Source organism: Methylobacterium sp. (assembly GCF_019750675.1).
GTDB lineage: Bacteria > Pseudomonadota > Alphaproteobacteria > Rhizobiales > Beijerinckiaceae > Methylobacterium.
In genome coordinates this window covers 1-26,964 of the sequence record NZ_JAIEOF010000261.1, presented here as the reverse complement: position 1 = coordinate 26,964, position 26,964 = coordinate 1, and the positions used below count along the sequence as shown (strand labels likewise).

The window sequence follows — 26,964 nt, the reverse complement described above, 5'->3', positions numbered from 1 at the left end:
GAGATCGAGTAGAGGCGCGGCTGCAACTCGTCCAGCGCCTCCAGGAACACCTCGGCGTCGGGGCGCGCGCCGGGGAACTTGTGGAGTGCGCCGAGGACGTCGAGATGCGCGGCGTCCCCGTCCGGGTCCTCGCCGGCGGCCAGCGCCTGCGCCTTCTTGCGCGCCTCGCCCGAAGTCAGGAGCGAGAGGAGCTGGTAGAGCCCGTCCGGCGCGCCGCCCAGGGCGTAGTCGGTCAGAAGCCGGTCGCGCAGGGTCTTGGCGCCGATCCTGCGCTCGGGCCGTGCGCCGAGCTCGGCGATGACCGCGTCGACCAGGGCCGGGGCGTTGGCGGGGAACAGCCCGAGGGAATCGCCGACCACGTAGTCGATGGGCGTGCCCGTCAGGTCGATCTCGACGTGCCAGGTCTCCTTCTCGCCGCCCGGCGCGTTGAGGCGCGTGCGGGACACGAAGGTCGCCTCCACGGGGTTCTCGCGGCAGAAGCCCAGCGGCCCGAGTTCGGGGGCGGCCTTGGGCGCCGAATCCTCGGCCTTCTTCGGCGCAGGCCCGCCGGCGGCGCCGAACTCCTCCTCGAGCTTCTTCAGCATCCGGAGCGTATCCTTGCCGCCGGGCTGGCAGAGGTTCAGGCGCTCCTCGTTCTTGAGGAAGATCGCGTTGGCGTAGTCGGCGCAGTTGTAGCCGCACTGGCCGCAATCCTGCTGAGCCATGGCGGCCATCAGCTTCTGCGGCTCGGGCCTTTCCTTGGCGAGTTCCATCCGGTCGGGCAGCGGCATCGACGGATCGTGCCAGGGCGCGTCGTCGTTGTCGGCGAGCCTCACGCCGCCGCCGCCCGGCGCGTCGCCGGATGCCAGCGCCGTGGCACCCTCGACGGCGGGGCCCAGCAGCGCCGCGAAGTAGCCCGAGAGCCAGGCGCGCTGGTCCGGGTCGAAGGGGGCGGTCTCGGGGATGAGGACCAGGGGGGGCGTGACGTGCTCGCTCATGCGGCGGCCTTCAGGACGGGTTGCTCTTCGGCGAGGTTGCGCAGCGACTCGGCGCCGGTGCGGGCGGTGAAGGCCTGGAAGCTCTCGGCCGGGCCGGTGCGCCGGGCGAGGTAGCTGCGCAGCAGCGCCTCGATGCGGGGCGGGCAATCCTCGGCCTTCACGGATTTCCAGATCTCGGTGCCGATCTTCGGGGAATCGCCGAAGCCGCCGCCGACGACGATGTCGTAGCCCTCGACGGTGTCGCCCTCCTCCGAGACCACGACTTTGGCGCCGATGAGCCCGATGTCGCCGATGTAGTGCTGGGCGCAGGAGTGGTGGCAGCCGGTGACGTGGACGTTCACCGGCACGTCGAGTTCCGTGAGGTTCGCCTCGATGTAGTCGGCGATGACGAGGGCGTGGCCCTTGGTGTCGGAGGCGGCGAACTTGCAGCCGCGATTGCCCGTGCAGGCCACGAGGCCGGCGCGGATGCTGGAGGCCTCGGTGGTGAGACCGAGCGCGGCGACGCGGGCCTGGACCTCGGCGACCTTCGCATCCGGCACCCCGGAGAACAGGAAGTTCTGCCAGACGGTCATGCGGATGGCGCCGTCGCCGCACTCGGACGCGATGGCCGCGAGGCCCCGCATCTGGTCCGAGGTCATCTTGCCCACCGGCAGGATCACGCCGATCCAGTTCAGTCCGGGCTGGACCTGCTTGTGCACGCCCACATGGGAGAAGCGGTCCATGGGCCCGCGCGGGGCGACATGGGCGGGATCGACCCGGGCGAGCGGGTAGCCGAGTTCGTCCTCGACGGCGGCGAGGTACTTGTCGAAGCCCCAGGCGTCGAGGACGTACTTCATCCGGCTCTTGTTGCGGTTGGTGCGGTCGCCGTTCTTGATGAAGACCCGAAGGATGGCGTCCGCCACCTTGTTGCAGTCCCCGGGTTTCAGCACCACGCCGGTGTCGCGGGCGAGATCCCGGTGGCCGGAGATGCCGCCGAGCACGAGGCGCATCCACACGCCCGGCTCCACGGCGGCGCCGTCGAGGACGCGGACCGCCTGGAAGCCGATGTCGTTGGTCTCCTCCAGTACCGGCATCACGCCGCCGCCGTCGAAGGCGACGTTGAACTTGCGCGGCAGGCCGTAGAGCGAGCGGTCGTTGAGGATCCAGTTGTGCCAGGATTTGGCCAGCGGGCGCGTGTCGAGCAGTTCCTGCGCGTCGATGCCGGCCACGGGCGAGCCGGTGACGTTGCGGATGTTGTCGGCGCCGGCGCCGCGTGCCGTGAGGCCGAGGTCGATTAGCCCGTCGAGGAAGGGCTGGCCGTGCTCCACCGTGATCTCGCGGACCTGCAGGTTGGCGCGGGTGGTGACGTGGCTGTAGCCGCCGCCATGCGCGTCGGCGAGATCGGCGATCCCGGCGAACTGCCAGTGCTGCAGGATGCCGTTGGGGATGCGCAGGCGGCACATGAAGTCGCCGCTGGCCGGCGCGAGCCAGAACAGGCCGTGGTAGCGCCAGCGGAAATTGTCCTCCGGCTTCGGCGTCTTGCCGGTGCTCGCCTCCGTGACGAGGCGGTTGTGGCCGTCGAACGGGTTCTCGGCGCGCTTCCACTTCTCCTGCTCGCAGAGCTTGCCGCCGGCCTTGATCGTGGCGTCCTGCGCCTTGATGTGGATCGCGTCCGGGCCGATGGGCTCGGCCGGCGGCGCGGAGGCGCTCTGTCCGGCCGCGAGGCCGCCAGTCATGCGGGCGGCACTGATGCCGGAGGCGAAGCCTTCGAGATAGCGCTTCTGCTCGGCGTTGAATGCGTCGGCCATGGCTAGGCTCCTCACGCTGCGAGGGGTTGGGGCGCAGGCGCGGCGGGGCGCCCGAACATGAGGTCGTCGCGGTGCTCGGCCATCGAGGCCCCGGTGCGGATCAGCTCCTTGCACCAGCCCTGCTCGGCGATGTCGCCGACGAAGACCGCGCCGAGGAGCCGGTCGTCGGCGACGACGAGCTTGCGGTAGAGGCCGAGGCCGGGATCCGACATCAGCACGGTCTCGGCGCCCTCGGGTGCCTCGATCTGCCCGGCGGAGAACACCGGCAGGCCCGAGACCTTGAGGCTGGTGGAAAGCGCGGTGCCGAGGTAGCTCGCCTCCTCGCCGACGAGGTGGCGGCTCAGGGCCTCGGCCTGCTCGTAGGCGGGCTCGACGAGGCCGTAGACCTGGCCCCGGTGCTCGGCGCATTCGCCCAGCGCGTAGATGCGGGCATCCGAGGATTGCATCCGGTCGTCGACCTTGATGCCGCGCGCGGTCTCGATCCCGGCATTCTGGGCCAGCGCCACGTTGGGGCGCACGCCGACCGACATCACCACGAGGTCGGCCGGCAGCACGGTGCCGTCGGACAGGACCAGGCGCTCGACCCGGCCCTCGCCCTCGATCGCGGCCGTGTCGGCCTTGAGCAGCACCCGGACGCCGCGCGCCTCCATGGCGCGCTTCACGAGGCCGGCGGCGGCGTGGTCGAGCTGACGCTCCATCAGCCGGTCCATGACGTGCAGGAGCGTGGTGTCGACGCCGAGCCGCGCGAGGCCGACGGCGGCCTCCAGCCCGAGCAGGCCGCCGCCGATCACGATGGCCTTGGCGTGCTCCACCGCCGCCTTGCGGATGGCGGCGACATCCGCGAGATCGCGGAAGGTGAGCACGCCCGGCAGATCCATGCCGGGTTTCGGCAGGCGGATCGGCAGGGAGCCGATCGCCAGCACGAGCTTGTCGAAGGGCAGGACGTGGGTCTCCCCCACCATCACGAGGCCGTTCTCCCGGTCGATCTCGGTGACCGGCGCGCCGGTGATGAGGCGGATGCCGTGGGCCTCGTACCAGTCGAGGCCCCGGAAGGCGCACGCCGCCTCGTCGACCTCGCCGCCGAGCAGCGAGGAGAGCAGGACGCGGTTGTAGGCCGCCTGCGGCTCGGCCCCGACGACGGTGACGTCGTAGAGACCGGGCGCCCGCTCGGTGAGGCGCTCCAGGAAGCGCAACGACGCCATGCCGTTGCCGATCACCACCAGCCGTTCCTTCATCGCGAACCGGTCCTCAGGCCGCGACGGCGGGCTTGGCGTGGCGCGCGTAGAGGAATTCGAGCACCTCGGCGCGGGCATGGGTGTAGGTCGCGTCCTCCACCAGATCGAGGCGGCGGCGCGGCCGCTCGAGGTCGACCGTGAGGATCTCGCCCACCGTGGCCGAGGGGCCGTTGGTCATCATCACGATGCGGTCGGAGAGCAGCACCGCCTCGTCCACGTCGTGGGTGATCATGATCACGGCGTTCTTCAGCCGCGCATGGATGTCCATCAGCGAGTCCTGGAGGTGCGCGCGGGTCAGCGCGTCGAGGGCCCCGAAGGGCTCGTCGAGGAGCAGGACCTTCGGCTCCATGGCGAGCGCCCGGGCGATGCCGACGCGCTGCTTCATGCCGCCCGAGATCTCGCTCGGGCGCCGGTCGGCGGCATGGGTCATGTTCACCAGCGACAGGTTGTGGTCGATCCAGGCGCTGCGCTCCGCGCGGCTCTTCTTGCCCTTGAAAACCTTGTCGACGGCCAGCGCCACGTTCTCGCGGACCGTGAGCCAGGGCAGGAGGGAGTGGTTCTGGAACACCACGGCGCGGTCGGGGCCGGGGCTGTTCACCTCCTTGTCCTCGAGGAGCACGCCGCCGGTGGAGGCCTTGAGCAGGCCGGCTACGATGTTGAGCACCGTGGACTTGCCGCAGCCCGAATGCCCGATCAGCGAGACGAACTCGCCCTTGTCGATCTTCACGCTCACATCCCGCAGCACCTCGTTGGTGCGGCCCGAGCGGGTGAAGGAGATGCCGACGTTCTCGATGCTGAGATAGGTCATGGGAATTCCTCAGGCCGTCGCGGTGCCGCGGGTGACCAGGGTGCCGACGAAGGCGACGAAGCGGTCGAGGATGAAGCCGATGATGCCGACATAGACGAGGGCGACGATGATCTCGGAGATGTGGGAGGAGTTCCACGCGTCCCAGATGAAGAAGCCGATGCCGACGCCGCCGATGAGCATCTCGGCCGCCACGATGGCGAGCCAGGACAGGCCGACGCCGATGCGCAGGCCCGTGAAGATGTAGGGGGCCGCCGAGGGCAGCATGATCTTGGAAAAGAACTCCAGCGGGTTCAGGCGCAGCACCGCCGACACGTTGCGGTAATCCTGCGGAATGTTGCGGATGCCCACCGCCGTGTTGATGATGATCGGCCAGATCGAGGTGATGAAGATCACGAAGATCGCGGAGGGCTGGCCGTCCCGGAAGGCGGCGAGCGAGAGCGGCAGCCAGGCCAGCGGCGGGATCGTGCGCAGCACCTGGAAGATCGGGTCGAGGCCGCGCATGGCCCATTCCGACTGCCCGATGAGGGTGCCGGTGAGGATGCCGACCACGGTGGCCAGCGCGAAGCCGAAGGCGACGCGCTGGATGCTGGCGGAGATGTGCCAGAACAGGCCCTTGTCGGTGCCGCCGTTGTCGTAGAACGGGTGGGCGATGATGTCCCAGGCCTCGGTGACGACGCGCGAGGGCGGCGGCAGGCCCGCACCCGGACGCGAGCACAGCAATTCCCAGATCACCAGAAAGGCGATCAGCACCACCACGGGCGGGATCAGGTTTTTCGCGATGGTGTTCAGGGTCGCCAAGGTGACGAGGGGCGCCCGCTTGGGCTTGGCCGCCACGGCGACGGTGCGCGCGGCGGCGATGGTGGAGGTGTTGGCCATCACGCGATCCTCTTGATGCCGAGGCTGGACAGGTAAGCGGCGGGATCGGCCGGATCGAAGACCTTGCCGTCGAAGAAGGTCTCCTTGCCGCGCGAGGTCGAGGTCGGGATCGCGGTGACGCCGAGGGCTTTCGCCGCCTCGCGCCAGAGGTCCTCGCGGTTCACCTTGGCGATCAGGGCCTTGGTGTCGGTCTGCGCGTCGAACTTGCCCCAGCGGATGTCCTCGGTGAGGAACCAGAGGTCGTGCGACTGGTAGGGGTAGGACGCGTCGTCGGCGAAGAACTTCATGATGTGCGGGCTGTTCTCGACCACGCGGCCGTCGCCGTAGTCGATGGTGCCCTTCATGCGGCCGGCGACATCGGCCACCGGAATGTTGATCCACTGGCGCTTGGCCACGATGGCGGCGAACTCGTCCCGGTTCTCGGGCTTGTCGCACCACATCTGCGCCTCGATGACGGCCATCAGCAGCGCCCGGGTGGCGTTGGGGTACTTCTCCGTGAAGGACGCCCGCATGGCGAAGGCCTTCTCGGGGTGATTCTTCCAGAGTTCGCCGGTGGTCAGCGCCGAGTAGCCCAGGCCCTGCTGCACGAGCTGCGCGTTCCAGGGCTCGCCGACGCAGAAGCAGTCCATCGTGCCGACCTTCATGTTGGCCACCATCTGGGGCGGCGGCACCACGATGGTCTCGATGTCTTTGTCCGGATCGATGCCCCCGGCGGCCATCCAGTAGCGGATCCAGAGGTCGTGGGTGCCGCCCGGGAAGGTCATGGCCGCCTTCACGGACTTGCCGGAGGCCTTCTTCTTCTCGACGGCCGCCTTGAACACCTTGGAATCGAGGCCGACCTTCTGGTCGAGGTATTCCTTGGCCACCGAGATGCACTGGCCGTTGACGTTGAGGCGCGCCAGGATCTGCATCGGCACGGGCACGTTGTTCTGCGTCACCCGGCCGGCCGAGATCAGGTAGGGCATCGGCGAGAGGATGTGGGCGCCGTCGATGCCGTTGCCCTCGGAGCCCAGCACCAGGTTGTCGCGGGTGGTGCCCCAGCTCGCCTGCTTCAGCACCTCCACGTCCGGCATGCCGTGCTTGGCGAAGAAGCCCTTCTCCTTGGCCACGAAGAGCGGCCCGGCATCGGTGAGCGCGATGAAGCCGAGCTTGGCGCCCTTCACCTCCGGGCCGGCCCCTTGCGCGAACGCGCCGCCCGGCAGGGCGGTCCGGGCGAGTGCCGCCAGGGCGACCGTTGCGGCGGCGCCCTTCAGAAGATCACGGCGGTCGTTGCGGAAACCGTCAGTCATCGAACCCGACACCCTCGAAAGCTTGGAGACCCGCCAAAGAAAAAACCGCCGACCAAGCACATCCATCGAACGCGAGAGGTGCGTTCCGTGGGGGACTCGGGTCAGCGGCTCTGCCGACGGATAAGGCTCGTCATCGTTGGCGAGCCTTGGCTGTCTTGCACGGGGCGTGCCAAGTCCGGCCCGCCCGTCGCATCACGGCGATGGGGGCCAGTCGGAATCGGTCCAAGCGTCTCGGCGCACTGCGATTTGTCGCGAATGCCTCACCGCGCGGCCGCGCTGCCGGCGCGCTGCGGACCCCCGGCGACCGGACGCGAACCGCCCGCCTCCCCGCCCCGTTGCCTCACCGAGCGCCATCTACCGCATTGCACAATCGGCGGGCAGGTTGCCGGTGTCGGCGGCAGCCCGCCGGCTCAGGCGCCGAGGGCCGCCGCGTACAGGTCGGGCCGGTAGATCGCCCGCGCCCGCGCGACCAGGGCGGGCGTCGCGACGATCTGGCCGGCCGCGCCCATCTGGCCGAGGATCCAGTCCACCTGTCCGGGCGCGGGCGGGGCGGCCTCGGCGCCGAACACCACGAAGCGCGCCGCGTGCCGCGCGCTGCCGTCGGGATCGACCACCACCGCGCCGGCCAGGGCCCGGCGGACGAGGCCGGAATCGATGCCGAGATGGGCCGGGTGGGCGAGCAGGCTCGCCAGCTCGCGATGGTTCTCGGGCGCCGCGCACCATTCCCCGGCCCGGCGCACTGCCCGGACCAGGGCGGCGCAGGTGTCCGCCGCGTAGGCCGGCAGGGCCAGCACCTTTTCCGGGCAGTCGAGGGCGAGTTCGCTGCCGAAGGCGGCGATCCGGCCGTAGCCTTCGGCCACCGCGACGCTGTTCCAGGGGCTGCCGGCGCAGAACCCGTCGATCTGCCCGGAGCGCAGGGCCTCGGCGATCCAGGGCGGCGGGATCACCACCATCCGGGTGTCGGTGTCGAGGTCGAGCCCGCCACGGGCCGCGAACAGGCGCAGCTGATAGGTGTGGCTGGAGAACGGGTGCACGGTGCCCAGCGTCAGGGGCCGGCCGGCCTCCGCCCGTGCCCGGGCGACCCGTGCGAAGGCCCGCGCCACCCGGTCGAGATCGCCGTCGCCGTCCTCTGCCTCCGCCGCCATCGCGGCCCAGAGCGGGCACGAGACCGTGACGGCGTTGCCGTTGAGGCTGAGCCCGAGGGGCACCACCAGGTCGGTCTCGGGACCGCTGATGCCGAGGGCGCTCGCGACAGCCAGGGGCGCCAGCATGTGCGCCCCGTCGAGGTGCCCGAGGGCCAGCTTGTCGCGCAGGGTCGCCCAGGAGGGCTCGCTGACGAGGTCCACCGCCAGACCTTCGGCCGCGGTGAAGCCGCATTCCACGGCGGCGATCAGGGGGGCCGCGTCGATGAGGGGGACGTATCCCAGGGCGAGTCTCATCCGAGGAGGTCCGCCGCGGTGACGATGGCGCGGGCGATGTCGGCGATCTTGCGCTTCTCGTTCATGGCCTTGCGCCGCATCAGGCGGTAGGCCTCCTCCTCGGAGAGACCCTTGGCCGTCATCAGGATGCCCTTGGCGCGCTCGATGAGCTTGCGGTCGGCGAGCTCGCCGCGCGCCTCGGAGAGTTCCCGCTGCAGCCGCGCGAAGGCGTTGAAGCGCAGGATCGCCACATCGAGGATCGAGCGGATGCGCTGCGGCTGCAAGCCGTCGACCACGTAGGCGGAAATGCCCGCATCCATCGCCGCCTGCATCATCGGCACGTCCGAGCGGTCGACGAACATCGCCACCGGTCGCTCCACATGGCGCGAGAGACCCGACATCTGTTCGAGGATGTCCCGGCTCGGGCTCTCCAGGTGGATCACGACCACGTCCGGGTTCAGGGCGGCCACGCGGGCCGGCAGGTCGACCGTGTCGGGCAGGACGACGACGCGGGTGAACCCGGACGCGTTGAGGCCTTCCTCGAGGATCGCCGCGCGGGCACGGCTCGGGTCGATCACGGCGACGGTGAGGGTCGGCTCGGTCATCGGTGTCCGGGGACGGATCGAATCGGGGCGGGGGCGGTCCCGGCAGGTCGCATGCCCGCCGAGGGGATGACAAGGGACATGACTTGGAGGGCGACTCGGCGGGCGAGGCGCGTGCTGGTCGGAGGCGAAGAGCGGGCACGCAAGTGGCATGCCCGACCAAGCGTTACCGTTGGGAGAGAAAACAGCCCAGGTTCCGCCGCAAACGGCCCGGCTAATGGCGCCGGCGATCGAACCGGTTGCTGGATTGCACAGCGAGGTGCCCCGGATGTCAGGCTGCACGCCCCCCGATCAAGCGGCGTTCGAATCGGGTACCGCGCGTGGCGTGACCCCGCCCCTCCTGCCGACCCTGGCCATGGCGGTGATCCTCGGCGCCGCCTCCTATCTCTGCCACGAGCCGGCCGCCGTGGCGCCGCCGGCCTCGGTGCCGGCGACGGCCCTGGCCGCCGCCCCCGAGGCGACGGCGGAGGCGCCCTTCATCCCGGCGCCCCTCGCCTTCCAGACCCAGTTCCCCCTCGTCGTCGCCCAGGCCGAGCCCGCGATTCAGGCCCGGAAGGCCGTGGCCCGGCCCGCCCGCATCGCCGCCCCGCGCCGCCCCGAGAACCCCCGGGTGGCGACCAAGGCGCCGCTCGCCGCCGAGAGGACACCGCAGGTGTTCGAGAAGGCGCTGCCCTTCGTGCCCGAGGCCGAGGTTTCGCAGGCCGCCGCCGAGACGGACGGAGGCTTGCTCCCCGCCGTCGCCCTGCCGGACGTGACGTTGCCCGACGTGGCCCTGCCCTTCGCGCCGACGATCCGCGCGTTCAGCCGGGCGAGCGCCGCCGCGGGCGCGTTCGTCGTCGACAAGAGCGCTGCTGCCAGCGCGTTCGTCGTCGACAAGAGCGCTGCTGCGGGCGCGTTCGTCGTCGACAAGAGCGCTGCTGCCGGCGCGTTCGTCGGCGACAAGGGCGTGACCCTCGGCGTGGCCGTCTCCGGCTGGGTCGGACGCCTGCGCTGAGGCCCCCGGCGGCACCGGCGCGCCAGCAAAAGCGGCCCTGAACCCTGGACCCTGCCGGCTTCGAAGACTACGTGGACGCATCAGCGATGCTGCGCGGCCCCGTGACGGTCGACGTCGCGAGGACGAGGACACGGATGGCCGGACGGATCGAGGATTATGCGCTCGTCGGCGATGGCCGGACCGCTGCGCTGATCGCCCGCGACGGCAGCGTCGACTGGCTCTGCTGGCCCCGCTTCGATTCCGCCGCCTGCTTCGCCGCCCTGCTGGGCACCGAGGACCACGGCTACTGGAAGCTCGGCCCCGCCGAGCCCGCCACCACCACCCGGCAGTACCGCGAGGGCAGCCTCGTCCTGGAGACCCGGCACGAGACCGCCGGCGGCAGCGTGCGGGTGACCGATTACATGCCCGCCAACGACGGCGCGCACCTCGTGCGCATCGTCGAGGGGCTCGAGGGCGCCGTGCCCATGCGGATGCGGATGCGCGTGCGCTTCGATTACGGGCTCGCCGTGCCGTGGGTCTCGCACAACGAGCTCGGCGATCTCCGCGCGATCTCGGGGCCGCACAAGGTGGTGCTGCGCACCCTGGTGCCGACCCACGGCGAGGACCAGACCACGGTGGCGGAGTTCACCGTGGAGGCCGGCCGGAGCGTGGCCTTCACGTTGAGCTACGGCGCTTCCCACGAGGACGACCCGGCCCCGATCCAGCCGCGCAAGGTGTTGTTCGAGACCGACCGCTACTGGCGCGACTGGTCGAGCCGGGCCGCCTCCGGCACGCCCTGGGACGCGATCCTGAAGCGCTCGCTCCTCACCCTGAAGGCGCTGATCTACCAGCCCACCGGCGGCATCGTCGCGGCCCCCACCACCTCCCTGCCGGAGGATCTCGGCGGCGTGCGCAACTGGGATTACCGGTTCTGCTGGCTGCGCGATTCCACCTTCACCCTGATCGCCCTGATGGATGGCGGCTACCTCGACGAGGCGCGCGCCTGGCGCGACTGGCTGGTGCGCGCGGTCGCGGGCAATCCGGAGCAGGCCCACATCCTCTACGGCATCGCGGGCGAGCGCATGCTGCCCGAGATCGAGCTCGACTGGCTCCCCGGCTACGAGAACTCGAAGCCCGTGCGGATCGGCAACGCGGCGGTGGAGCAGTTCCAGCTCGACGTCTACGGCGAGATCTTCGACGCGCTCTACCAGGCGCGCCAGCGCGGCCTGCAGGGCGATGCGGATGGCTGGCGGGTCGGCGAGGCGCTGCTGCGCCACCTGGAGAAAGTCTGGTGCACGCCCGACGAGGGCATCTGGGAGGTGCGCGGCGGGCGCCGGCACTTCGTGCATTCCAAGGTGATGGCCTGGGTCGCCTTCGACCGGGCGATCCGCTCCTTCGAGGAGGCGGAAGGGCACGAGCAGGACGCGATCCGCGCCACCGGCGTGAACCACCGGCCGAGCCGCGCCCGCGACGTGCCCGTGGCGCGCTGGCGCGAGATCCGCGACCAGATCCACGCCGAGGTCTGCGCCAAGGGCTTCGATCCGGAGCTGAACAGCTTCGTGCAGTCCTACGGCTCCAAGCGCCTCGACGCGAGCCTGCTGCTCATCGCCCATATGGGGTTCCTGCCCCAGGACGATCCCCGGGTGGTCGGCACCGTCGACGCCATCGGCCGCACCCTGATGCGGGACGGTTTCGTGCTGCGCTACGACACCGAGAACCAGACCACCGACGGGCTGCCCGGCGACGAGGGTGCCTTCCTGCCCTGCTCGTTCTGGTACGCCGACAACCTCATCGGCCTCGGTCGCTGCGAGGAGGCGCGTGCGCTGATCGAGAGGCTGATCGGCGTCTGCAACGATGTCGGATTGGTGGCGGAGGAGTATGATGTGAAGGCACAGAGGCTCGTGGGCAATTTCCCGCAGGCCTTCAGCCATGTCACGCTGGTGAACACCATTCTCAACTACAGCCGGGCCAAGGGCCCGGCCAAGGAGCGGAGCAGCGGCTCCGCCCAAGCCGAATCCCCGGGTGCGGCCGACACGGTTTCCGCACCCCAACGGCGCGACGCCTGAGCGTTCCGGACGCCCACGGCGAACAAGCCCAGAGATTGAAGGACGACGAGCAATGAGCGGAGCAGACACCAAGCCGAGCGCGGCCTTGAGCGAGATCGACAAGCTCAGCATCGACACGCTCCGGACGCTCGCCATCGACGCGGTGCAGAAGGCCAATTCCGGCCATGCCGGCGCCCCGATGGCGCTGGCGCCGGTAGCCTACACCCTGTGGAACCGGTACCTCCGCTACGACCCGGCGCATCCGCACTGGCCGAACCGCGACCGCTTCGTGCTCTCGGCCGGCCATGCCTCGATGCTGCTCTATGGGCTGATCCACCTCGCCGGCGTCGTCGAGAAGGACGGCGGAAACGCCCCCGCGCTCACCATCGACGACCTCAAGAACTTCCGCCAGCTCGACAGCCGCACCCCCGGCCACCCCGAGTACCACTTCACCACCGGCGTCGAGACCACCACCGGGCCGCTCGGCCAGGGGGTCGCGAACTCCGTCGGCATGGCGATGGGCGGCCGCTTCCTCGGCGAGCGCCTGAACCGGACCGACCTGCCGCTGTTCGACTACAACGTCTACGCGATCTGCTCGGACGGCGACCTCATGGAGGGCGTGGCCGCCGAGGCCGCCTCCATCGCCGGGCACCTGCGCCTGTCGAACCTGTGCTGGATCTACGACAACAACACCATCACCATCGAGGGCCACACCGAGCTCGCCTTCTCCGAGGAGGTCGCGGCCCGCTTCCTCGCCTATGGCTGGCAAGTGCTGCGGGTGGCCGACGCCAACGACGTCCACGCCGTCGCCTCCGCGCTCGAGACATTCCTCCAGTCCGGCGACCGCCCGACGCTGATCGTCGTCAACTCGATCATCGGCTACGGCGCCCCGAAGAAGCAGAACACCGCCAAGGCCCACTCGGACGCGCTGGGCGAGGACGAGGTCAAGGGTGCCAAGCGCGCCTATGGCTGGCCCGAGGACGCGCAGTTCCTGGTGCCTGACGGTGTCTACGACAACTTCCGTGACGGCATCGGCCGGCGCGGCGCCGAGCTCTATGCCACCTGGGAAGGCTTCTTCAACGAAGCCAAGGCGGCGGATGCGGAGCATGCCGAGGAACTCGCCGCCTATCTCGAAGGCCGCCTGCCCGAGGGCTGGGACCGTGATATCCCGGTCTTCGAGGCGGACGCCAAGGGGCTCGCCACCCGCGAATCCTCCGGCAAGGTGCTGAACGCCATCGCGCAGCACGTGCCGTTCATGCTCGGCGGCTCGGCCGATCTCGCGCCGTCCAACAAGACCAACCTCACCTTCGAGGGGGCGGGTTCGCTCACCCCCTTCGAGCCGGGCGGTCGCAACATCCATTTCGGCGTGCGCGAGCACGCGATGGGCTCCATCGTGAACGGCCTCGGCCTCGTGGGCCTGCGCGCCTACGGTGCCACCTTCCTGGTCTTCGCCGACTACATGCGCCCGCCGATCCGCCTGGCGGCGCTGATGGAAGTGCCGGTCTTCCACGTCTTCACGCACGATTCGATCGGCGTGGGCGAGGACGGCCCCACCCACCAGCCGGTGGAGCAGCTGCTGACCCTGCGGGCGATCCCCGGCCTCGTCACCTTACGCCCGGCGGACGCCAACGAGGTCGCGGAATCATACCGCGTGATCCTGGGCCTGAAGAACCAGCCGGCGGTGCTGGCGCTCTCCCGCCAGCCGCTGCCGACCTTCGACCGCACGACATACGCCTGCGCCGCCGGCACGGCACGCGGCGCCTACGTGCTGGCCGATTGCGCGGGCACGCCGGAGGTGATCCTCATCGGCACGGGCTCCGAGGTGCAGCTCTGCGTCTCGGCCTACGAGGCCCTGACCGCCGAGGGCGTGAAGGCCCGCGTCGTCTCGATGCCGTCCTGGGACCTGTTCGAGCGCCAGGACGAGGCCTACCGCAACAGCGTGCTGATCCCGGACGTGCTCGCGCGCGTGGCCGTCGAGCAGGGCTCGGTCATCGGCTGGGACCGCTACGCGGGCTCGGCCGGCAGCATCATCGGCATGAGCACCTTCGGCTCCTCGGCGCCCATCAAGGACCTGCAGTCGAAGTTCGGTTTCACGCCCGAGAAGGTGCTGCAGGCCGCCCGCGACCAGATCGCCCGGCACAAGAAGTAGGGTTCGGAGGTTCTTGGAGGGCGGAATGTGCGTCCCCCTCCTCCTTGCGGGGAGGGGCTGGGGGTGAGGGTGGTTCCGCTGGCCTCCGCAGAGACCGAGGTCCACCCACCCCCACCTCCGATGCCGCCCCGCGAGGGGGAGCGGAGGCGCGTTTCCGAAGGACGATGGTTGAACGGCGCTGCCCTTTGCGCGCGACTCACGACGACGGACGACTGGGAGTTTTCGTATGAACCCGCTCAAGGCGCTCTTCCCCGAACAGGGTCAGGCCGTGTGGCTCGACTTCGTCGCCCGGGGCTTCGTCGCGCAAGGCAAGCTCAAGGCCCTGGTGGACGATGACGGCCTGCGCGGCGTGACCTCGAACCCGTCGATCTTCGAGAAGGCCATCGGCGGCTCGTCGGAATACGACGATGCCCTGAAGTCGGTGATGGACCAGGGCGATGCCCGCGTCATCGACCTCTACGAGGGCTGCGCCATCGCCGACATCCAGGCGGCGGCCGACGTGCTGCGCCCCGTCTACGAGGCGAGCGACGGCGCCGACGGCTACGTCAGCCTCGAGGTCTCGCCCTACCTTGCGCTGAACACCGAAGACACGCTGGACGAGGCGCGCCGCCTCCACAAGATGGTGGCGCGCGACAACCTGATGGTGAAGGTGCCGGCCACGCGCGAGGGCATCCCGGCGATCCAGGCGCTGACGGCGGACGGCATCAACATCAACGTCACGCTGCTGTTTTCGGTGGACACCTACGAGGCGGTGGCCCGCGCGTTCATCGCCGGCCTGGAGGCCTTCGCCGCCAAGGGCGGCGACGTCTCGAAGGTCGCCAGCGTGGCGAGCTTCTTCATCAGCCGCATCGATGTGGCGGTCGACAAGGCCCTCGACGAGACGGGCGGTTTCGACGACCTCAAGGGTAAGGTCGCCATCGCCAACGCCAAGCTCGCCTACCAGCGCTTCAAGGCCATCCACGCCGAGCCGCGATGGCAGGCGCTGGCCGCGAAGGGCGCCAAGGCGCAGCGCCTGCTCTGGGCCTCCACGGGCGTGAAGAACAAGGCCTATTCCGACGTGCTCTACGTCGAGGAGCTGATCGGCCCCGACACCGTCAACACCATGCCGCCCGCGACCATGGACGCGTTCCGCGACCACGGTACCCTGAAGGCCGCCATCGAGGACGATGTGGCGGGCGCGCAAGCCGTGATGGCGCGCCTCGCCGAGGCCGGCATCGACATCGCCAAAGTCGGCGACACCCTTGTGGAGGAGGGCGTGCAGCTCTTCATCGACGCCGCCGACAAGCTGCTCGGCGCGGTGGCGGGAAAGCGCATCGACTTTCTCGGGCCGAAGTTGAACGGCCAGACCCTCGTGCTCGACGAGGCCCTGGGCACGGCCGCGAAGAAGGCCGTCGAGGCGTGGCGCGCCAGCGGAAAGATCCGCCGGCTCTGGGCCCACGACAACACCGTCTGGAGCGGCGCCGACGAGGATCGCTGGCTCGGCTGGCTGCGCATCGTCGAGGACGAGCTGGAGCGCGTCGCCGCGTACGAGGCCTTCGCCGGGGAGGTTCGCGCCGGCGGTTTCTCGGACGTCGTCGTGCTCGGCATGGGCGGGTCGAGCCTCGGCCCGGAGGTGCTCGCGGAGACCTATGGCGCCCACGAGGGGTTCCCGACCCTGCGTATCCTCGATTCCACGGACCCCGATCAGGTCCGCGAGACGGAAGGCGCCATCAACTTGGCCACCACGCTCTTCATCGTGGCGAGCAAGTCCGGCTCCACCCTCGAGCCCAACGTGTTCCGCGACTACTTCCTCGGCCGGATGAAGGACACCGTGGGCGCCGACAAGGCCGGCGCGCACTTCGTCGCCGTCACCGATCCGGGTTCGGCCATGGAGAAGGCCGCGCAGGCGGACAACTTCCGCAAGATCTTCTACGGCGTGCCGCAGATCGGCGGGCGCTACTCGGTGCTCTCGGCCTTCGGTCTCGTGCCGGCGGCGGCCTCGGGCATCGACGTCAAGGCCTTCCTCGACACGGCCCGGATCATGGTCCGCTCCTGCGGCCCGGCCGTGCCGCCGGCCCAGAACCCCGGCGTGCTCCTCGGCACCGCCCTGGGGGCGGCCGCACTCACCGCCGGCCGTGACAAGGTCACGATCATCGCCTCGCCCGGTATCGACACCTTCGGCGCCTGGGCCGAGCAGCTCATCGCCGAATCCACCGGTAAGGCGGGCAAGGGCCTGATCCCCATCGATGGCGAACCGGTCGACGTGCCGGCCGTCTACGGACGCGACCGCTTCTTCGTGTATCTCCGCCTCGACGGCCGCGCCGACCCGCACCAGGACGAGGCGGTGCGCAACCTCGAGCGCGAAGGGCACCCGGTGGCGCACATCACCCTCGCCAACGAGGAGCAGCTGCCGCAGGAATTCTTCCGGTTCGAGATCGCCACGGCGGTGGCGGGCGCGATGCTCGGCATCAACCCCTTCGACCAGCCCGACGTCGAGGCGAGCAAGATCGAGACGAAGAAGCTCTTCGACGCGGCCGAGAAGAGCGGCGCCCTGCCGGGCGAGACCCCGATCTTCGCGGATGACGGGATCGCCCTCTACGCCGATGCGGGCAATGCCGGCGCCCTGCCCCAGGCGGCCGAGGGCCTGGACGCGGCCATCGCGGCGCATCTCGCCCGTGCCAAGGACGGCGACTACGTGGCCCTGCTGGCCTACGTCGCACGCAATCCCGGACACCACGCGATCCTGCAGGAGGCCCGGGTGGCCCTGCGCGACAAGCGCCGCCTCGCGACCTGCCTCGAATTCGGGCCGCGCTTCCTGCACTCCACGGGCCAGGCCTACAAGGGGGGGCCCGACACCGGCGTGTTCATCCAGATCACCGCCGACCCCGCGGCGGATCTGGCGATTCCCGGCCGCAGCCTCGGCTTCGGCACGGTGGTGGCGGCCCAGGCCCGGGGCGACTTCGCGGTCCTGGCCGAGCGCAGGCGGCGGGCGCTGCGCGTCCACATCAAGGGCGGCGGGGTCGAGGCCGGACTGAAGCGGATCGCGGCCGCGATCAAAGCGGCCCTCTAGGGCGCGCGGGGACAACCGCCCCGTGTGAACCAGGGCCCTCCGTTCCCCGCCGGGAGCGGAGGGCCTTCGTCGATCTGGGTCTCGCAGGCCGGGCGACGGGCCGCGCTGGTCGCCGTCGCATCCGCATCGTTGCGGCCGATGCCGACTTCCTCGGAGCGTCCCGCGTCTCGACGCGGGCGCCCCGGGCCCGCTCCGATCGCCTCATCGAGCGAACCCTGGTCCGCTTGCTCGCACCCTCGACACGGTTCGTGTCCATGTGAATCTCCCGGGTGGAGCCACCCGGGAAGCGTGGCGTGATCCCCACCTTGGAGAGCGGTGGTGAGATCGGGGTCGACGACGAGAACCGACATCCGGACCCGCTGTGCACGATCGTGTCACGGGGGCTGCCGGTGTCCGACGTGTCCCGCGACTGGTATCCCTCCGACCTGATAGGATGCGAACGCCGGATCGCGTTCGCGTGGAAGCCCGGATCACGCCGCGAAAGCGAGGACGAGGTCGACGGATGACAGGACAGGCAGGCCTCGATTCGGTGATCTGGCGGCCACAGAACCGGTTCGCTGCCTCCATCGTGTCGCTGCGCGAACTCCGGATGTTCAACGATACGGGCGGCGTCCCGGTCAATTTCGACGTTCGGCGCGCGTGCGTACCCGAGATCGCCCTCGTCGGCAGCCAGAGCGAGTCGCTGAGCCTGTGGGAGACCCGCTCGGGCAGCGGTTTCGTCACGCGCCCGAAGTTCAATGCCGAACTCGTCACGATCCGCTTCGTCACGAGCGGGACGATCGTCTATCACCATCGCGTCGGCGACATCGTCGGTTCACCGACGCACGCGACCCTGGTGGGGTTCGAGGATCTGCGCGAGGTCGAAGCGTCTGGCGCGTTCGGTGCCGTCAGTGCGACCCTCAGGGTCCCGGACCTGGCCACCGCCCAGGCGGCGCTGACCGGCGGAGACCCGCTCGTCCTGCCCCGGCTCGCGCCCGTCGCTGAAATCGCCGGCCCCGGGATGCGGGCCCTGTTCTGCACGATGAGGGAGGTTCGGCGTCAGGTCCAGGAGGCGCCCCGGTCCGGAGACTTTCTGGTGCCCGTGATCCGGGAGATCATGGTCTATCAGCTGCTCTCGGTCTGGCCGAGGCAGACGGCGGCCCCGGCCGTGATCGGGCGGGAGGGGTCGCCTCGCAGCCTTCAGACTGCGTTGGACTACATCATGGCCAACCTCGGCGGTCCCCTGATGCTGGCGGACATCGCTGCCGCCGCCGGGATCAGCGTCCGCTCACTTCAGGACCGCTTCCGGCGCGACCTCGGCCAGACGCCGGTCCAGTTCCTCATCGACCAACGCCTCGAGCACGCCCATCGTGATTTGCTCTCGCCCGGCAACACGCTGTCGGTCGCCGCGATCGGGCGGCGCTGGGGCTTCGCGCATCCGAGTGATTTCGGGCAGCGCTATCGCAAACGCTACGGTTGCACGCCGTCCGCGACGCGTCATCAGGCCGGGCGCGCCCACTGACCCGGGTTTTCGCGCGCATCGGACCGGGGACTGCTCCGCTCTCCGCGGGCGGCGCCAGGAGCGGGTTCCGCCGTCCCGAAGCGATCCCACGGATTCGGCGCAGCGCCGAGCCGCCCGCCGAACGGATCAGCCCCCGACGGGACCCCGGCCGGTACCGCCGAGAGATCGATCACGGCTATCAGATTTACGAAGAAAGCTATAAATATTGCGAAAATTTGACAAAATCTAGCTTTTGTGAAAGTATCACAATTAAGTCTTACGTTGTATGGGAGCAAATACTTGACTGCCAGTTTGCTCATTGCTTCGGACCGTGCGGCCCAGGCCGATCGATCTGCTCGCCCGCGCACGGGTGACCTGATGCTGCCGGCGTCGTTGCACGATGAATGCCGGGCGATATCCTGTGAGTGGCCCAGCCCGGCGCACCCGGTTCCTACCTATCTCAAACCTGTGTCCCCGGGCGTCGCGTCTCCGCCATCCGCCGTCCCGATGAAACGGATGGAGGGAGAGAACCCGTTCAGGATTCGCCCTGCGGCGCAGGCACAGGGGCCCGGGCCTGCGCACCGGGGGGCGGCGCCGCGCCTGACGGTTTTCGAGGTCGTGGCCGCCGTCAACGGCGCTCATCTGCGCGGCGCGCGCGCGCTCCTCGGCTGGTCGATGTCGGATCTGGCGGAGGTCAGCGGATTGTCCCTGTCGACGATCCGGCGCCTCGAGCAGAACGTGCAGGCCGTCGGCCTCCGCAGTCGCCGCGTCGCCGTCGAGTCCCTGGAAGGCGGCGGTGTCCGTTTCCTGAAGCTCGAGGACGGCGCGGTCGCCCTCGCGGAATTGGCGGACCGGTCCGCAGGGGCGGCCGGGACGCGGTTCTGATCCGGCCTCCGCTCAGGTCGCGAACCCGTTCTCCCGACCCCAGATGATCGCCTCGCCGCGCCGGTGGATGCCGAGCTTGCGATAGAGGGCGGCGGCGTGGTTGCGCACGGTGTTGGGCGTCAGGCCCAGGCGCTTGGCGATGGCCGCGTCACCGAGGCCCTGACAGATCAGCCGCAGCACCTCGCCCTCGCGGCGCGTCAGGTCGGGGCTGGGGTTCACCGGCGCCTCGGTGGTGGGATGGCGCAGGTTCCCGAGCTTCTCGATCAGGCCCCGGGTGAACCAGGACGTATCGGCCATCACGGTCTCGATCGCGGCGAACAGTTCGCGCTCCGAGCGCTTGCGGTCGCTGATGTCCTGCAGGACGGCCAGCACGCAGGCCTCGTCGCCGATGGTGACGCGCTCGGCCGAGACGAGGCAATCCATCTCGACCCCGTCCCGGCTGCGCAGGCACGCCTCGAGACCCAGCACGCTCCCCTGCGCGGCCAGGTCCGCCGCGAAGCGCTCGCGCTGCGCGCGGTCGCTCCACAGGCCGACGGCATCGAGCCCCTGTTCCGCCAGCGTCTCCTCGGGGTAGCCGAAGACGCGCGAGAAGGCCTGGTTCGCCCCGATCACCGAGAAGTCGTCGATCCGGCACAGGATCGTCGGCACCGGCGCGAGGCGGAACGCCGTGGCGAAGCGCTCCTCGCTGTGGCGCAGGGCCGTCTCGGCCTTCTTGCGCAGTTCGAGGTCGGCGAAGGTGAACAGCATGCAGGGCTCGTCGCCCATGTCGATGGGCTGGCCGGCCACGATGACGAACCGGGTTCCTCCGCCGGGCAGGCGCAGACAGGCCTCCATCTGCGGGATGGTCTCGCCCGCGTTGAGGCGCGCGATGGCGAGGTCGCGGCTGCGCGCCTCGTTGAGGACGTCGATCTCGTAGGCGCTCCGGCCGATCACGGCGTCGCGGGTGTAGCCCGTCATCTCCAGGAATCCGAGATTGACCTTGACGTGTCGCAGGTCCGAGAGCCGGCAGATCAGCGCGGGCGCCGGGTTGGCGTTGAAGGTCTTCTCGAAGCGCTCCTCGGCCTCGAATTGCGGCGTGACGTCGGTGAGGATCAGCACGAGGCAGTCTGGCGCGCCGGCCGCGTCCGTGATGACGAGGCTGCGGATGCGGTGCATCACATCGAAGTCCGGGCGGTCCGTCCGGCGCACGTTGACGATGACTTCGTCGAAGCTCTCGCCGCTCAGAACCCGCTCGATGGGCGTGTTCGTGATGACGTGGTGGTTGCGGTAGCGCAGCTCGAAGCGGTCGCGGTAGGCCGCGACGGTGCCGCCGAGCTCGGCGAGGTCGGCCGCCCCGTGCATGGCCAGCGCCGCTGCGTTGGCCCAGGTGATCCGCTGATCGGGCTCGATCAGGATCACGCCCTCGGTGAGGCCGGCGATGATCTGGCGGAGCTGGGAACGGTCGACACCCGTCGTCAAAGGTCTTGGCATCCTGCATGCGGGGCGGCGCCCACGATGGGCGGGCGCCGGGGTGTGGACGGCGCCCCTGACGTGAACGTGGCCGTCCGCAGGGGAACGAACGCGCCTGGGTCCGACTCGTTGCCGACGCCCTGCCTCGAATCGGAAGCGTGGCCACAGGCTTGCATACAAAATTCCTGCCGAAGGCGAAATTTCGCCCCGATCGAAGGGAGACTTCCGGATGTGCCAGGGTGACGATCCGAACTGCGCGCATTTCGCCGCGCATCGCCGCCGGTTCCTCGGCGACCTCGCCCCCGAGCGCCGGGCCTTCCTGAAGAGCGGCTTCGTGGCCTCGGGCGGGGCAGCGGCCCTGATGGCCGGCGGCCTCACTCTGCCGGGGGCGGCCCTGGCGCAGGCGAGTGCCCGCCGGGGCGCGCAGGCGACGGCGCATTACCACCTGCCCGCCACCGCCGAGACGGTGCACTGGGGCTATTTCAGCCGCAGCCTGAAGCCCCAGGTCGAGATCGCCTCCGGCGACTACGTCACGATCGAGACCCTGACCCACCACGCCAACGACGATGCCGAGCGCATGGTCACGGGCGATCCCGGCGCCGAGAGCGTGTTCCTCTGGACGAAGGACAGGAAGGGCGTCGCCCGGCGCGGCGCCGGTCCGGAGGACACCAAGTTCGGTCCCGGGGGCGGCCTCGGCGTGCACATCTGCACCGGGCCGGTGGCGATCCGGGGCGCGGAGCCCGGCGACGTGCTGGAGGTGCGCATCCTCGACGTGGCGCCCCGCCCCTGCGCCAACCCGGCCTTCAAGGGCCGCACCTTCGGCAGCAACGCGGCCGCCAACTGGGGCTACCACTACAAGGACATGATCACCGGGGAGCGGCCCCGCGAGGTGGTGACGATCTACGAGGTCGACGCCACGGGGGCCCGCGACTGGGCGCAGGCGGTCTACAGCTTCCGCTGGCCGGGCGTGACGGACCCCGCCGGGATCGACCACCCCACCATCGACTATCCGGGCCTGCCGGTGGACCACGCCAAGACCACGCGCAACTTCGACGTGCTCAAGGGCTTCCGCGTGCCGATCCGCCCGCATTTCGGCACGATGGGCCTGGCGCCGAAGGAAGCCGAGATGGTGAACTCGATTCCCCCGAGCTACACCGGCGGCAACATCGACAACTGGCGCATCGGCAAGGGCGCGACCCTGTACTATCCGGTGGCGGTGCCGGGCGCCCTGTTCTCGGTGGGCGACCCGCATGCGAGCCAGGGCGATTCCGAACTCTGCGGCACCGCCATCGAGTGCTCGCTCACCGGCACCTTCCAGTTCATCCTGCACAAACGCGCCGATCTGCCGGGCACGGCCCTGGAGACCCTCGACTTCCCCATGATCGAGACCGCCGACGACTGGGTGCTCTCCGGCTTCAGCTATCCGAACTACCTCGCGGATCTCGGACCCGACGCGCAGAACGCGATCTTCTCCAAGTCCTCCATCGACCTCGCCATGCGCGACGCCTTCCGCAAGATGCGCCAGTTCCTCATGCACGGGCACGGGCTCACCGAGGACGAGGCGATCTCCCTGATGTCCATCGCGGTGGATTTCGGCATCACCCAGGTGGTGGACGGCAACTGGGGCGTCCACGCCATCGTCAAGAAGTCGATCTTTCCGGCGCGCCCCGCCTCCTGACCGGAGGCGGCGGACCAAACGCCCGGGGGACCTCAGCCGCCGACGATCCGCCCGTCGAGGCCGAGCAGGCGGCCGAGGCCGCGGACCCGGTTGAGGATGCGGTCGCCCGGCAAAGCCTCCCGGCCGGGGGGCAGCGTCAGGCTCACGCGGCCCTCGGACACCGTGACGGGCAGGTCGCCGAGCGCCCCCTCCATGCCGGCCGAGAGGGGATAGGCGAGGCGCAGCAGCGCGCCGAGGAGTCGCGCCCGCTCGAACAGGCGGGGCCCCGCGAGGTTGCGCAGCATCGGGCTCGCCTTCTCGGGCGCGATACCCTCGTGGCGGAAGTAGATGGCGAGCGCCAGGTAGGCCCGGCCCGGATGGTCGATGCCCACGAAGGCCGCGTGGGTGATGACGTTGACGCTCTGCTCGCCGCGGTAGTCCGGGTGCGCCCGCCATCCGATGTCGGAGAGGAGGCAGGCGGCGTGGCGCAGGCGGCGCTCGTCGGCGGTCTCGGGCTGGTCGAGACTCGCGATGAAGCGGTCGCTCCAGGCGATGAGGTCGCGGGCATGGCCGGGGGAGCGCGCCCGCAGGTCGTTCAGTTCGGCGGCCGCCGCCAGCAGCGGGTCGGTCAGCCGCGCGTCGCGGTCGAGCTGCTCGTAGAGCAGGCCCTCGCGCACGCCCGAGGCCGAGACCGCGAGCTCGCGCGGGCGCCCGATCCGGATGATCTCCTCCAGGACCACGGCCCCGTAGGCCAGCAGCGGACGGCGCGCCTCGGAGACGCTCTCGACGTCCTGCAGCAGGGCGGCGTCGGTGCGCTCCACCACTTCGAGGAAGTTCAACTCGTCGGAGGGCTCGACGCTGTAGCCGTGCATGACGTGGAGCGGGTAGCCCCGGGCCGACTGGTGGAGCCGCGCCAGCGCCCGCCAGGTGCCGCCGACCGCGTAGAAGCTGCGCCCGCGCAGGGTCTCCAGCTGCGGGGCGGCCTTCTTCAGGTTCTCGCGGACGATCTTGAGGGCCTTCTTGACCGACCCCCCCGAGAGGTCCTGGAGCGCGAGGCCGCCCAGCGGCATGGTCACGCCCATGCCGACGGTGGCGCCGCGCACGTCCACGAGTTCGAGGGAGCCGCCGCCGAGGTCGCCGACGACGCCGTCCGGCGCATGGAAGCCCGAGATGACCCCGAGCGCCGAGAGCTCGGCCTCGCGCCGTCCGGAGAGCAATTCGATGCGCTGGCCGCAAGCCGCTTCGGCGGCCGCGAGGAATTCCGCCCCGTTCTCGGCATCGCGCGCGGCGGCGGTCGCCAGCACGAAGATCCGCGAGATCCGCATGGTCTCGCACAGCACCCGGAAGCGGGCCAACGCCACCAGGGCCCGGCGCACCGCCTCCTCGTTCAGGCGGCCGGTGGTGAGCACGTTGCGGCCTAAGCCGCACAGCACCTTCTCGTTGTAGAGCGGCGTCGGCGCCCGCGTCAGGCCGTCATAGGCGACGAGCCGCACCGAGTTCGAGCCGATGTCGATGATCGCCACCGGCTCGATATGGTCGCGCGTCCCGTGCAGGGGATTCCTCTGGACGGGCGCAGGGCGGGCGGGATCGAGGCCCATGCGGGCTCCTCTGGACAAACAGTCAGGCACGCCGCCGTCAGCCACGCTGCGCGCGTCGGCTCAGGGCGCGCGGGCTCGACTTCTTCGACGACTTGCCGCGCCCGGACAGGCTCGGATTCGTCATGAAATACTTGTGCGCATTGAACGGCTCTTCGCCCTCGGCAGGTTGGATCCGTTCGCCCGCACCCGACGCCAGTACACGCCAGCTCTGGCGGTTGTCGAGGAGGTTGGCCAGCATGATCTGGTCCAGCACCTGCTGGTGCACCGTCGGATTGGTGATCGGCAGCAGCGCCTCGACGCGTCGGTCGAGGTTGCGGCTCATCAGGTCGGCCGACGAGATGTAGACGGTGGCCTTGGGGTGCGGCAGCCCGACACCGTTGCCGAAGCAGTAGACGCGGCCGTGCTCCAGGAAGCGTCCGACGATGGACTTGACCCGGATCGTCTCCGAGAGCCCCGGGATGCCTGGCCGCAGACAGCAGATGCCGCGTACCACGCAGTCGATCTGCACGCCGGCGGTGCTCGCATCGTAGAGCGCGTCGATGATCTGCTGGTCCACCAGCGAGTTGCACTTGAGCCAGATCGCCGCCGGGCGCCCCGCCCGGGCATGGGCCACCTCCGCCTCAATGTTTTCGAGGAGGCGCGGTTTCAGGGTGAGCGGCGAGACCGCCATCCGCTCCAGCTCGGCGGGCTCCGCGTAGCCCGTGATGAAGTTGAAGATCCGGCTGACGTCGCGGGCCACCGCCGGGTCGGCGGTGAAGAAGGACAGGTCGGTGTAGATGCGCGCCGTGATCGGGTGGTAGTTGCCCGTGCCGACGTGGCAGTAGGTGACGAGGCGGTCGCCCTCGCGGCGCACCACCATCGACAGCTTGGCGTGGGTCTTCAGCTCGATGAAGCCGAACACCACCTGCGCGCCCGCCTTCTCGAGGTTGCGCGCCCAGCGGATGTTGGCCTCCTCGTCGAAGCGGGCCTTCAGCTCGACGAGGGCGGTGACCGACTTGCCGAGCTCGGCGGCCTCCGCGAGCGCGGCGACGATCGGCGAGTTCGAGGACGTGCGGTAGAGCGTCTGCTTGATCGCCACCACGTTGGGGTCGCGGGCGGCCTGCGCGAGGAACTGCACCACCGCGTCGAAGGACTCGTAGGGGTGGTGGACGATGAAGTCCTTCTGCCGGATCGCCGCGAAGACGTCGCCGCCGCTCTCGCGGATGCGCTCGGGGAAGCGCGGGTTGTAGGACTTGAACTTCAGGTCCGGCCGGTCGATGCCGACGATCTGCGAGAGTTCGTTGAGGGCGAGCATGCCCTCCACGAAGATCACCGCGTCGCTACCGATCTCGAGCTCGTCGGCCACGAAGGCGCGCAGGTCCTCGGGCATCCCGGCCTCGACTTCGAGCCGGATGACCACGCCGCGGCGGCGCTGCTTCAGGGCCGTCTCGAAGTGCAGGACGAGGTCCTCGGCCTCCTCCTCGATCTCGAGATCCGAATCGCGGATGACCCGGAAGGCGCCCTGCCCGCGCACGGCGTAGCCGGGAAAGAGCCGGCCGGTGAACAGGACGATGACCTGCTCGATGGCGATGAAGCGGGCGGTGGCGTCGTTGTCCGCGTCGGGCAGGCGCACGAAGCGGTCGAGCACGGCGGGCAGGCGGATGAGCGCGCGCAGGGTGCGGCCGTCGCGGGGGCGCACCAGCATCAGCGCGATGGTGGAGCCGAGATTCGGGATGAACGGGAACGGGTGCGCCGGATCGATGGCCAGCGGCGTCAGCACCGGCAGGACGTGGTTGAGGAAGTAATCCTCCAGCCAGGCCCGGTGCTCCGGCGTCAGGCCGGCGGGCTCCATCAGCTCGATCCCGACGCCGAGGAGTTCGCGGCGCAGTTCGCGCCAGCGCGCCTGCTGGTCGAGGGCGAGGTGCGAGACCTCCGTGCCGACGCGGGCGAGCTGCTCGGCCGGGGTCAGGCCGTCCTGCGAGGGCAGGACGAGGCCGGCGCGGACCTGGTCGTGCAGGCCGGCGACCCGCACCATGAAGAACTCGTCGAGGTTGTTGGCCGAGATCGAGAGGAAGCGCAGCTGCTCCAGCAGCGGGTGATGGGTGTTCGAGGCCTCCTCCAGCACCCGGCGGTTGAACTGCAGCCACGACAATTCGCGGTTGACGAAGCGCTCGGGGGAGTGGCGCAGGGCGATGCCCGCCTCCCGCACCGAATCGCGCGCTTCGGCGCCGGGGCCTGCCTGGGCGGGCGCGGTCAGGTCCCCGGGCGGCAGGTCGAGGTCGGCATCCGGGAGGGCATCGGGCACGGCCGCCGGCGTCGCGACCGGTGGGAGCACCGCCTCTCCGTTCCCCCGGTCGGGCGTCGCGTCGGATGCTCTGGCGGCCACGCCGGCGGAGGCGGTTCGGCGCGCGGCGGGCCGGGGACGGGCCTTGGTGGCACGTGGGGTGGCGGTCTCCACTGCGGTCGCGTCCGGGTCGATATCCGCCAAGTGTGTCTCTCCTATGGGTCGGGGGGCCGGCTCCCTAGCACGGGGTGGGCCGGCCTTTTTGACAGTTCGATGACGATCCGCTCAGTCGACGTCCCGGTCGCGGGACGCGTCCTCGCTTTCGTCGTCTTCGGATTCGTCGTCCCCGGTCTCGTCCGTTCCGAAGCCGAGGCGTTCCAGCACCGCCAGCGCCAGGGGCTTGGTGATGCGCCGGCCCCGGCTG

General features: G+C 70.1%; 19 protein-coding genes. 8 read left to right on the top strand and 11 right to left on the bottom strand.

Annotated features, from left to right (window positions below; translation table 11 throughout):
* From K2X24_RS13405 to K2X24_RS13370, 8 genes are all read right to left on the bottom strand, one after another.
* Positions 1-977: sulfite reductase subunit alpha (locus K2X24_RS13405; protein ID WP_292498895.1), on the bottom strand; the 977-nt coding region annotated here is incomplete at its 3' end.
* Positions 974-2,764: a NirA family protein gene (locus K2X24_RS13400; RefSeq protein ID WP_292498894.1), complete on the bottom strand. Its 1,791-nt coding sequence runs from the start codon at positions 2,762-2,764 to the stop codon at positions 974-976. The genes K2X24_RS13405 and K2X24_RS13400, both read right to left, overlap by 4 nt.
* Before the next feature lie 11 nt (positions 2,765-2,775).
* Positions 2,776-3,999 (bottom strand): FAD-dependent oxidoreductase, encoded by a 1,224-nt coding sequence (locus tag K2X24_RS13395; protein ID WP_292498892.1) that lies wholly within the window; start codon positions 3,997-3,999, stop codon positions 2,776-2,778.
* Between the two features lie 13 nt (positions 4,000-4,012).
* Positions 4,013-4,807 carry an ABC transporter ATP-binding protein gene (locus K2X24_RS13390; RefSeq protein WP_292498889.1) on the bottom strand — a complete coding sequence of 265 codons (795 nt, stop codon included), beginning with the start codon at positions 4,805-4,807 and terminating at the stop codon, positions 4,013-4,015.
* A gap of 9 nt (positions 4,808-4,816) precedes the next feature.
* Complete coding sequence (gene ntrB / locus K2X24_RS13385) at positions 4,817-5,683, bottom strand: nitrate ABC transporter permease (protein ID WP_292498887.1); 867 nt, start codon at positions 5,681-5,683, stop codon at positions 4,817-4,819.
* The gene (locus K2X24_RS13380) at positions 5,683-6,972 is read right to left on the bottom strand and encodes a CmpA/NrtA family ABC transporter substrate-binding protein (protein ID WP_292498885.1); all 1,290 of its coding nucleotides are present in this window, start codon (positions 6,970-6,972) and stop codon (positions 5,683-5,685) included. Before K2X24_RS13380 ends, ntrB begins: the two co-directional genes overlap by 1 nt.
* Before the next feature lie 410 nt (positions 6,973-7,382).
* The gene (locus K2X24_RS13375; RefSeq protein ID WP_292498883.1) at positions 7,383-8,411 is read right to left on the bottom strand and encodes a CmpA/NrtA family ABC transporter substrate-binding protein; all 1,029 of its coding nucleotides are present in this window, start codon (positions 8,409-8,411) and stop codon (positions 7,383-7,385) included.
* Positions 8,408-8,995, bottom strand: a complete 588-nt coding sequence (locus K2X24_RS13370) for an ANTAR domain-containing protein (RefSeq protein WP_292498881.1) — start codon at positions 8,993-8,995, stop codon at positions 8,408-8,410. Before K2X24_RS13370 ends, K2X24_RS13375 begins: the two co-directional genes overlap by 4 nt.
* 322 nt (positions 8,996-9,317) lie before the next feature.
* Between K2X24_RS13370 and K2X24_RS13365 the strand changes: the two genes are divergently transcribed.
* The 7 genes from K2X24_RS13365 (at position 9,318) to K2X24_RS13335 (ending at position 19,573) form a co-directional block, all read left to right on the top strand.
* Positions 9,318-9,986: a hypothetical protein gene (locus tag K2X24_RS13365; RefSeq protein WP_292498879.1), complete on the top strand. Its 669-nt coding sequence runs from the start codon at positions 9,318-9,320 to the stop codon at positions 9,984-9,986.
* Positions 9,987-10,120: 134 nt separating this feature from the next.
* Entirely contained in the window at positions 10,121-12,031 is a 1,911-nt protein-coding gene (locus K2X24_RS13360; protein ID WP_292498878.1) for a glycoside hydrolase family 15 protein, read from the top strand.
* 52 nt (positions 12,032-12,083) lie between these two features.
* Entirely contained in the window at positions 12,084-14,159 is a 2,076-nt protein-coding gene (gene tkt, locus K2X24_RS13355) for a transketolase (RefSeq protein ID WP_292498876.1), read from the top strand.
* Between the two features lie 226 nt (positions 14,160-14,385).
* Positions 14,386-17,208 (top strand): bifunctional transaldolase/phosoglucose isomerase, encoded by a 2,823-nt coding sequence (locus K2X24_RS13350; RefSeq protein ID WP_292498875.1) that lies wholly within the window; start codon positions 14,386-14,388, stop codon positions 17,206-17,208.
* Positions 17,209-17,501: 293 nt separating this feature from the next.
* Positions 17,502-17,714, top strand: a complete 213-nt coding sequence (locus K2X24_RS13345) for a hypothetical protein (protein WP_292498873.1) — start codon at positions 17,502-17,504, stop codon at positions 17,712-17,714.
* Positions 17,711-18,709, top strand: a complete 999-nt coding sequence (locus K2X24_RS13340) for an AraC family transcriptional regulator (protein WP_292498871.1) — start codon at positions 17,711-17,713, stop codon at positions 18,707-18,709. Before K2X24_RS13345 ends, K2X24_RS13340 begins: the two co-directional genes overlap by 4 nt.
* 597 nt (positions 18,710-19,306) lie before the next feature.
* On the top strand, positions 19,307-19,573 hold the full coding sequence (locus tag K2X24_RS13335; RefSeq protein ID WP_292498869.1) for a helix-turn-helix transcriptional regulator: 267 nt from the start codon (positions 19,307-19,309) through the stop codon (positions 19,571-19,573).
* A gap of 12 nt (positions 19,574-19,585) precedes the next feature.
* Here K2X24_RS13335 and K2X24_RS13330 read toward each other — a convergent pair whose 3' ends face one another.
* On the bottom strand, positions 19,586-21,031 hold the full coding sequence (locus tag K2X24_RS13330) for a helix-turn-helix transcriptional regulator (RefSeq protein WP_292498867.1): 1,446 nt from the start codon (positions 21,029-21,031) through the stop codon (positions 19,586-19,588).
* Positions 21,032-21,251: 220 nt separating this feature from the next.
* Between K2X24_RS13330 and K2X24_RS13325 the strand changes: the two genes are divergently transcribed.
* The gene (locus K2X24_RS13325) at positions 21,252-22,700 is read left to right on the top strand and encodes an acetamidase/formamidase family protein (protein ID WP_292498866.1); all 1,449 of its coding nucleotides are present in this window, start codon (positions 21,252-21,254) and stop codon (positions 22,698-22,700) included.
* Positions 22,701-22,732: 32 nt separating this feature from the next.
* Here K2X24_RS13325 and ppx read toward each other — a convergent pair whose 3' ends face one another.
* Both ppx and K2X24_RS13315 read right to left on the bottom strand, forming a co-directional pair.
* Entirely contained in the window at positions 22,733-24,277 is a 1,545-nt protein-coding gene (ppx, locus tag K2X24_RS13320; RefSeq protein ID WP_292498863.1) for an exopolyphosphatase, read from the bottom strand.
* 37 nt (positions 24,278-24,314) lie between these two features.
* The gene (locus tag K2X24_RS13315; RefSeq protein ID WP_292498897.1) at positions 24,315-26,513 is read right to left on the bottom strand and encodes an RNA degradosome polyphosphate kinase; all 2,199 of its coding nucleotides are present in this window, start codon (positions 26,511-26,513) and stop codon (positions 24,315-24,317) included.
* Positions 26,514-26,964: the final 451 nt, after the last annotated feature.

Coding starts and splice junctions, on each gene's coding strand:
- K2X24_RS13325 (WP_292498866.1), top strand. CDS start 21,252: ATGTGCCAGGGTGACGATCCGAACTGCGCGCATTTCGCCGCGCATCGC.
- K2X24_RS13340 (WP_292498871.1), top strand. CDS start 17,711: ATGACAGGACAGGCAGGCCTCGATTCGGTGATCTGGCGGCCACAGAAC.
- ntrB (WP_292498887.1), bottom strand. CDS start 5,683: ATGGCCAACACCTCCACCATCGCCGCCGCGCGCACCGTCGCCGTGGCG.
- K2X24_RS13400 (WP_292498894.1), bottom strand. CDS start 2,764: ATGGCCGACGCATTCAACGCCGAGCAGAAGCGCTATCTCGAAGGCTTC.
- K2X24_RS13370 (WP_292498881.1), bottom strand. CDS start 8,995: ATGACCGAGCCGACCCTCACCGTCGCCGTGATCGACCCGAGCCGTGCC.
- K2X24_RS13380 (WP_292498885.1), bottom strand. CDS start 6,972: ATGACTGACGGTTTCCGCAACGACCGCCGTGATCTTCTGAAGGGCGCC.
- K2X24_RS13395 (WP_292498892.1), bottom strand. CDS start 3,999: ATGAAGGAACGGCTGGTGGTGATCGGCAACGGCATGGCGTCGTTGCGC.
- tkt (WP_292498876.1), top strand. CDS start 12,084: ATGAGCGGAGCAGACACCAAGCCGAGCGCGGCCTTGAGCGAGATCGAC.
- K2X24_RS13375 (WP_292498883.1), bottom strand. CDS start 8,411: ATGAGACTCGCCCTGGGATACGTCCCCCTCATCGACGCGGCCCCCCTG.
- ppx (WP_292498863.1), bottom strand. CDS start 24,277: ATGGGCCTCGATCCCGCCCGCCCTGCGCCCGTCCAGAGGAATCCCCTG.
- K2X24_RS13350 (WP_292498875.1), top strand. CDS start 14,386: ATGAACCCGCTCAAGGCGCTCTTCCCCGAACAGGGTCAGGCCGTGTGG.
- K2X24_RS13360 (WP_292498878.1), top strand. CDS start 10,121: ATGGCCGGACGGATCGAGGATTATGCGCTCGTCGGCGATGGCCGGACC.
- K2X24_RS13390 (WP_292498889.1), bottom strand. CDS start 4,807: ATGACCTATCTCAGCATCGAGAACGTCGGCATCTCCTTCACCCGCTCG.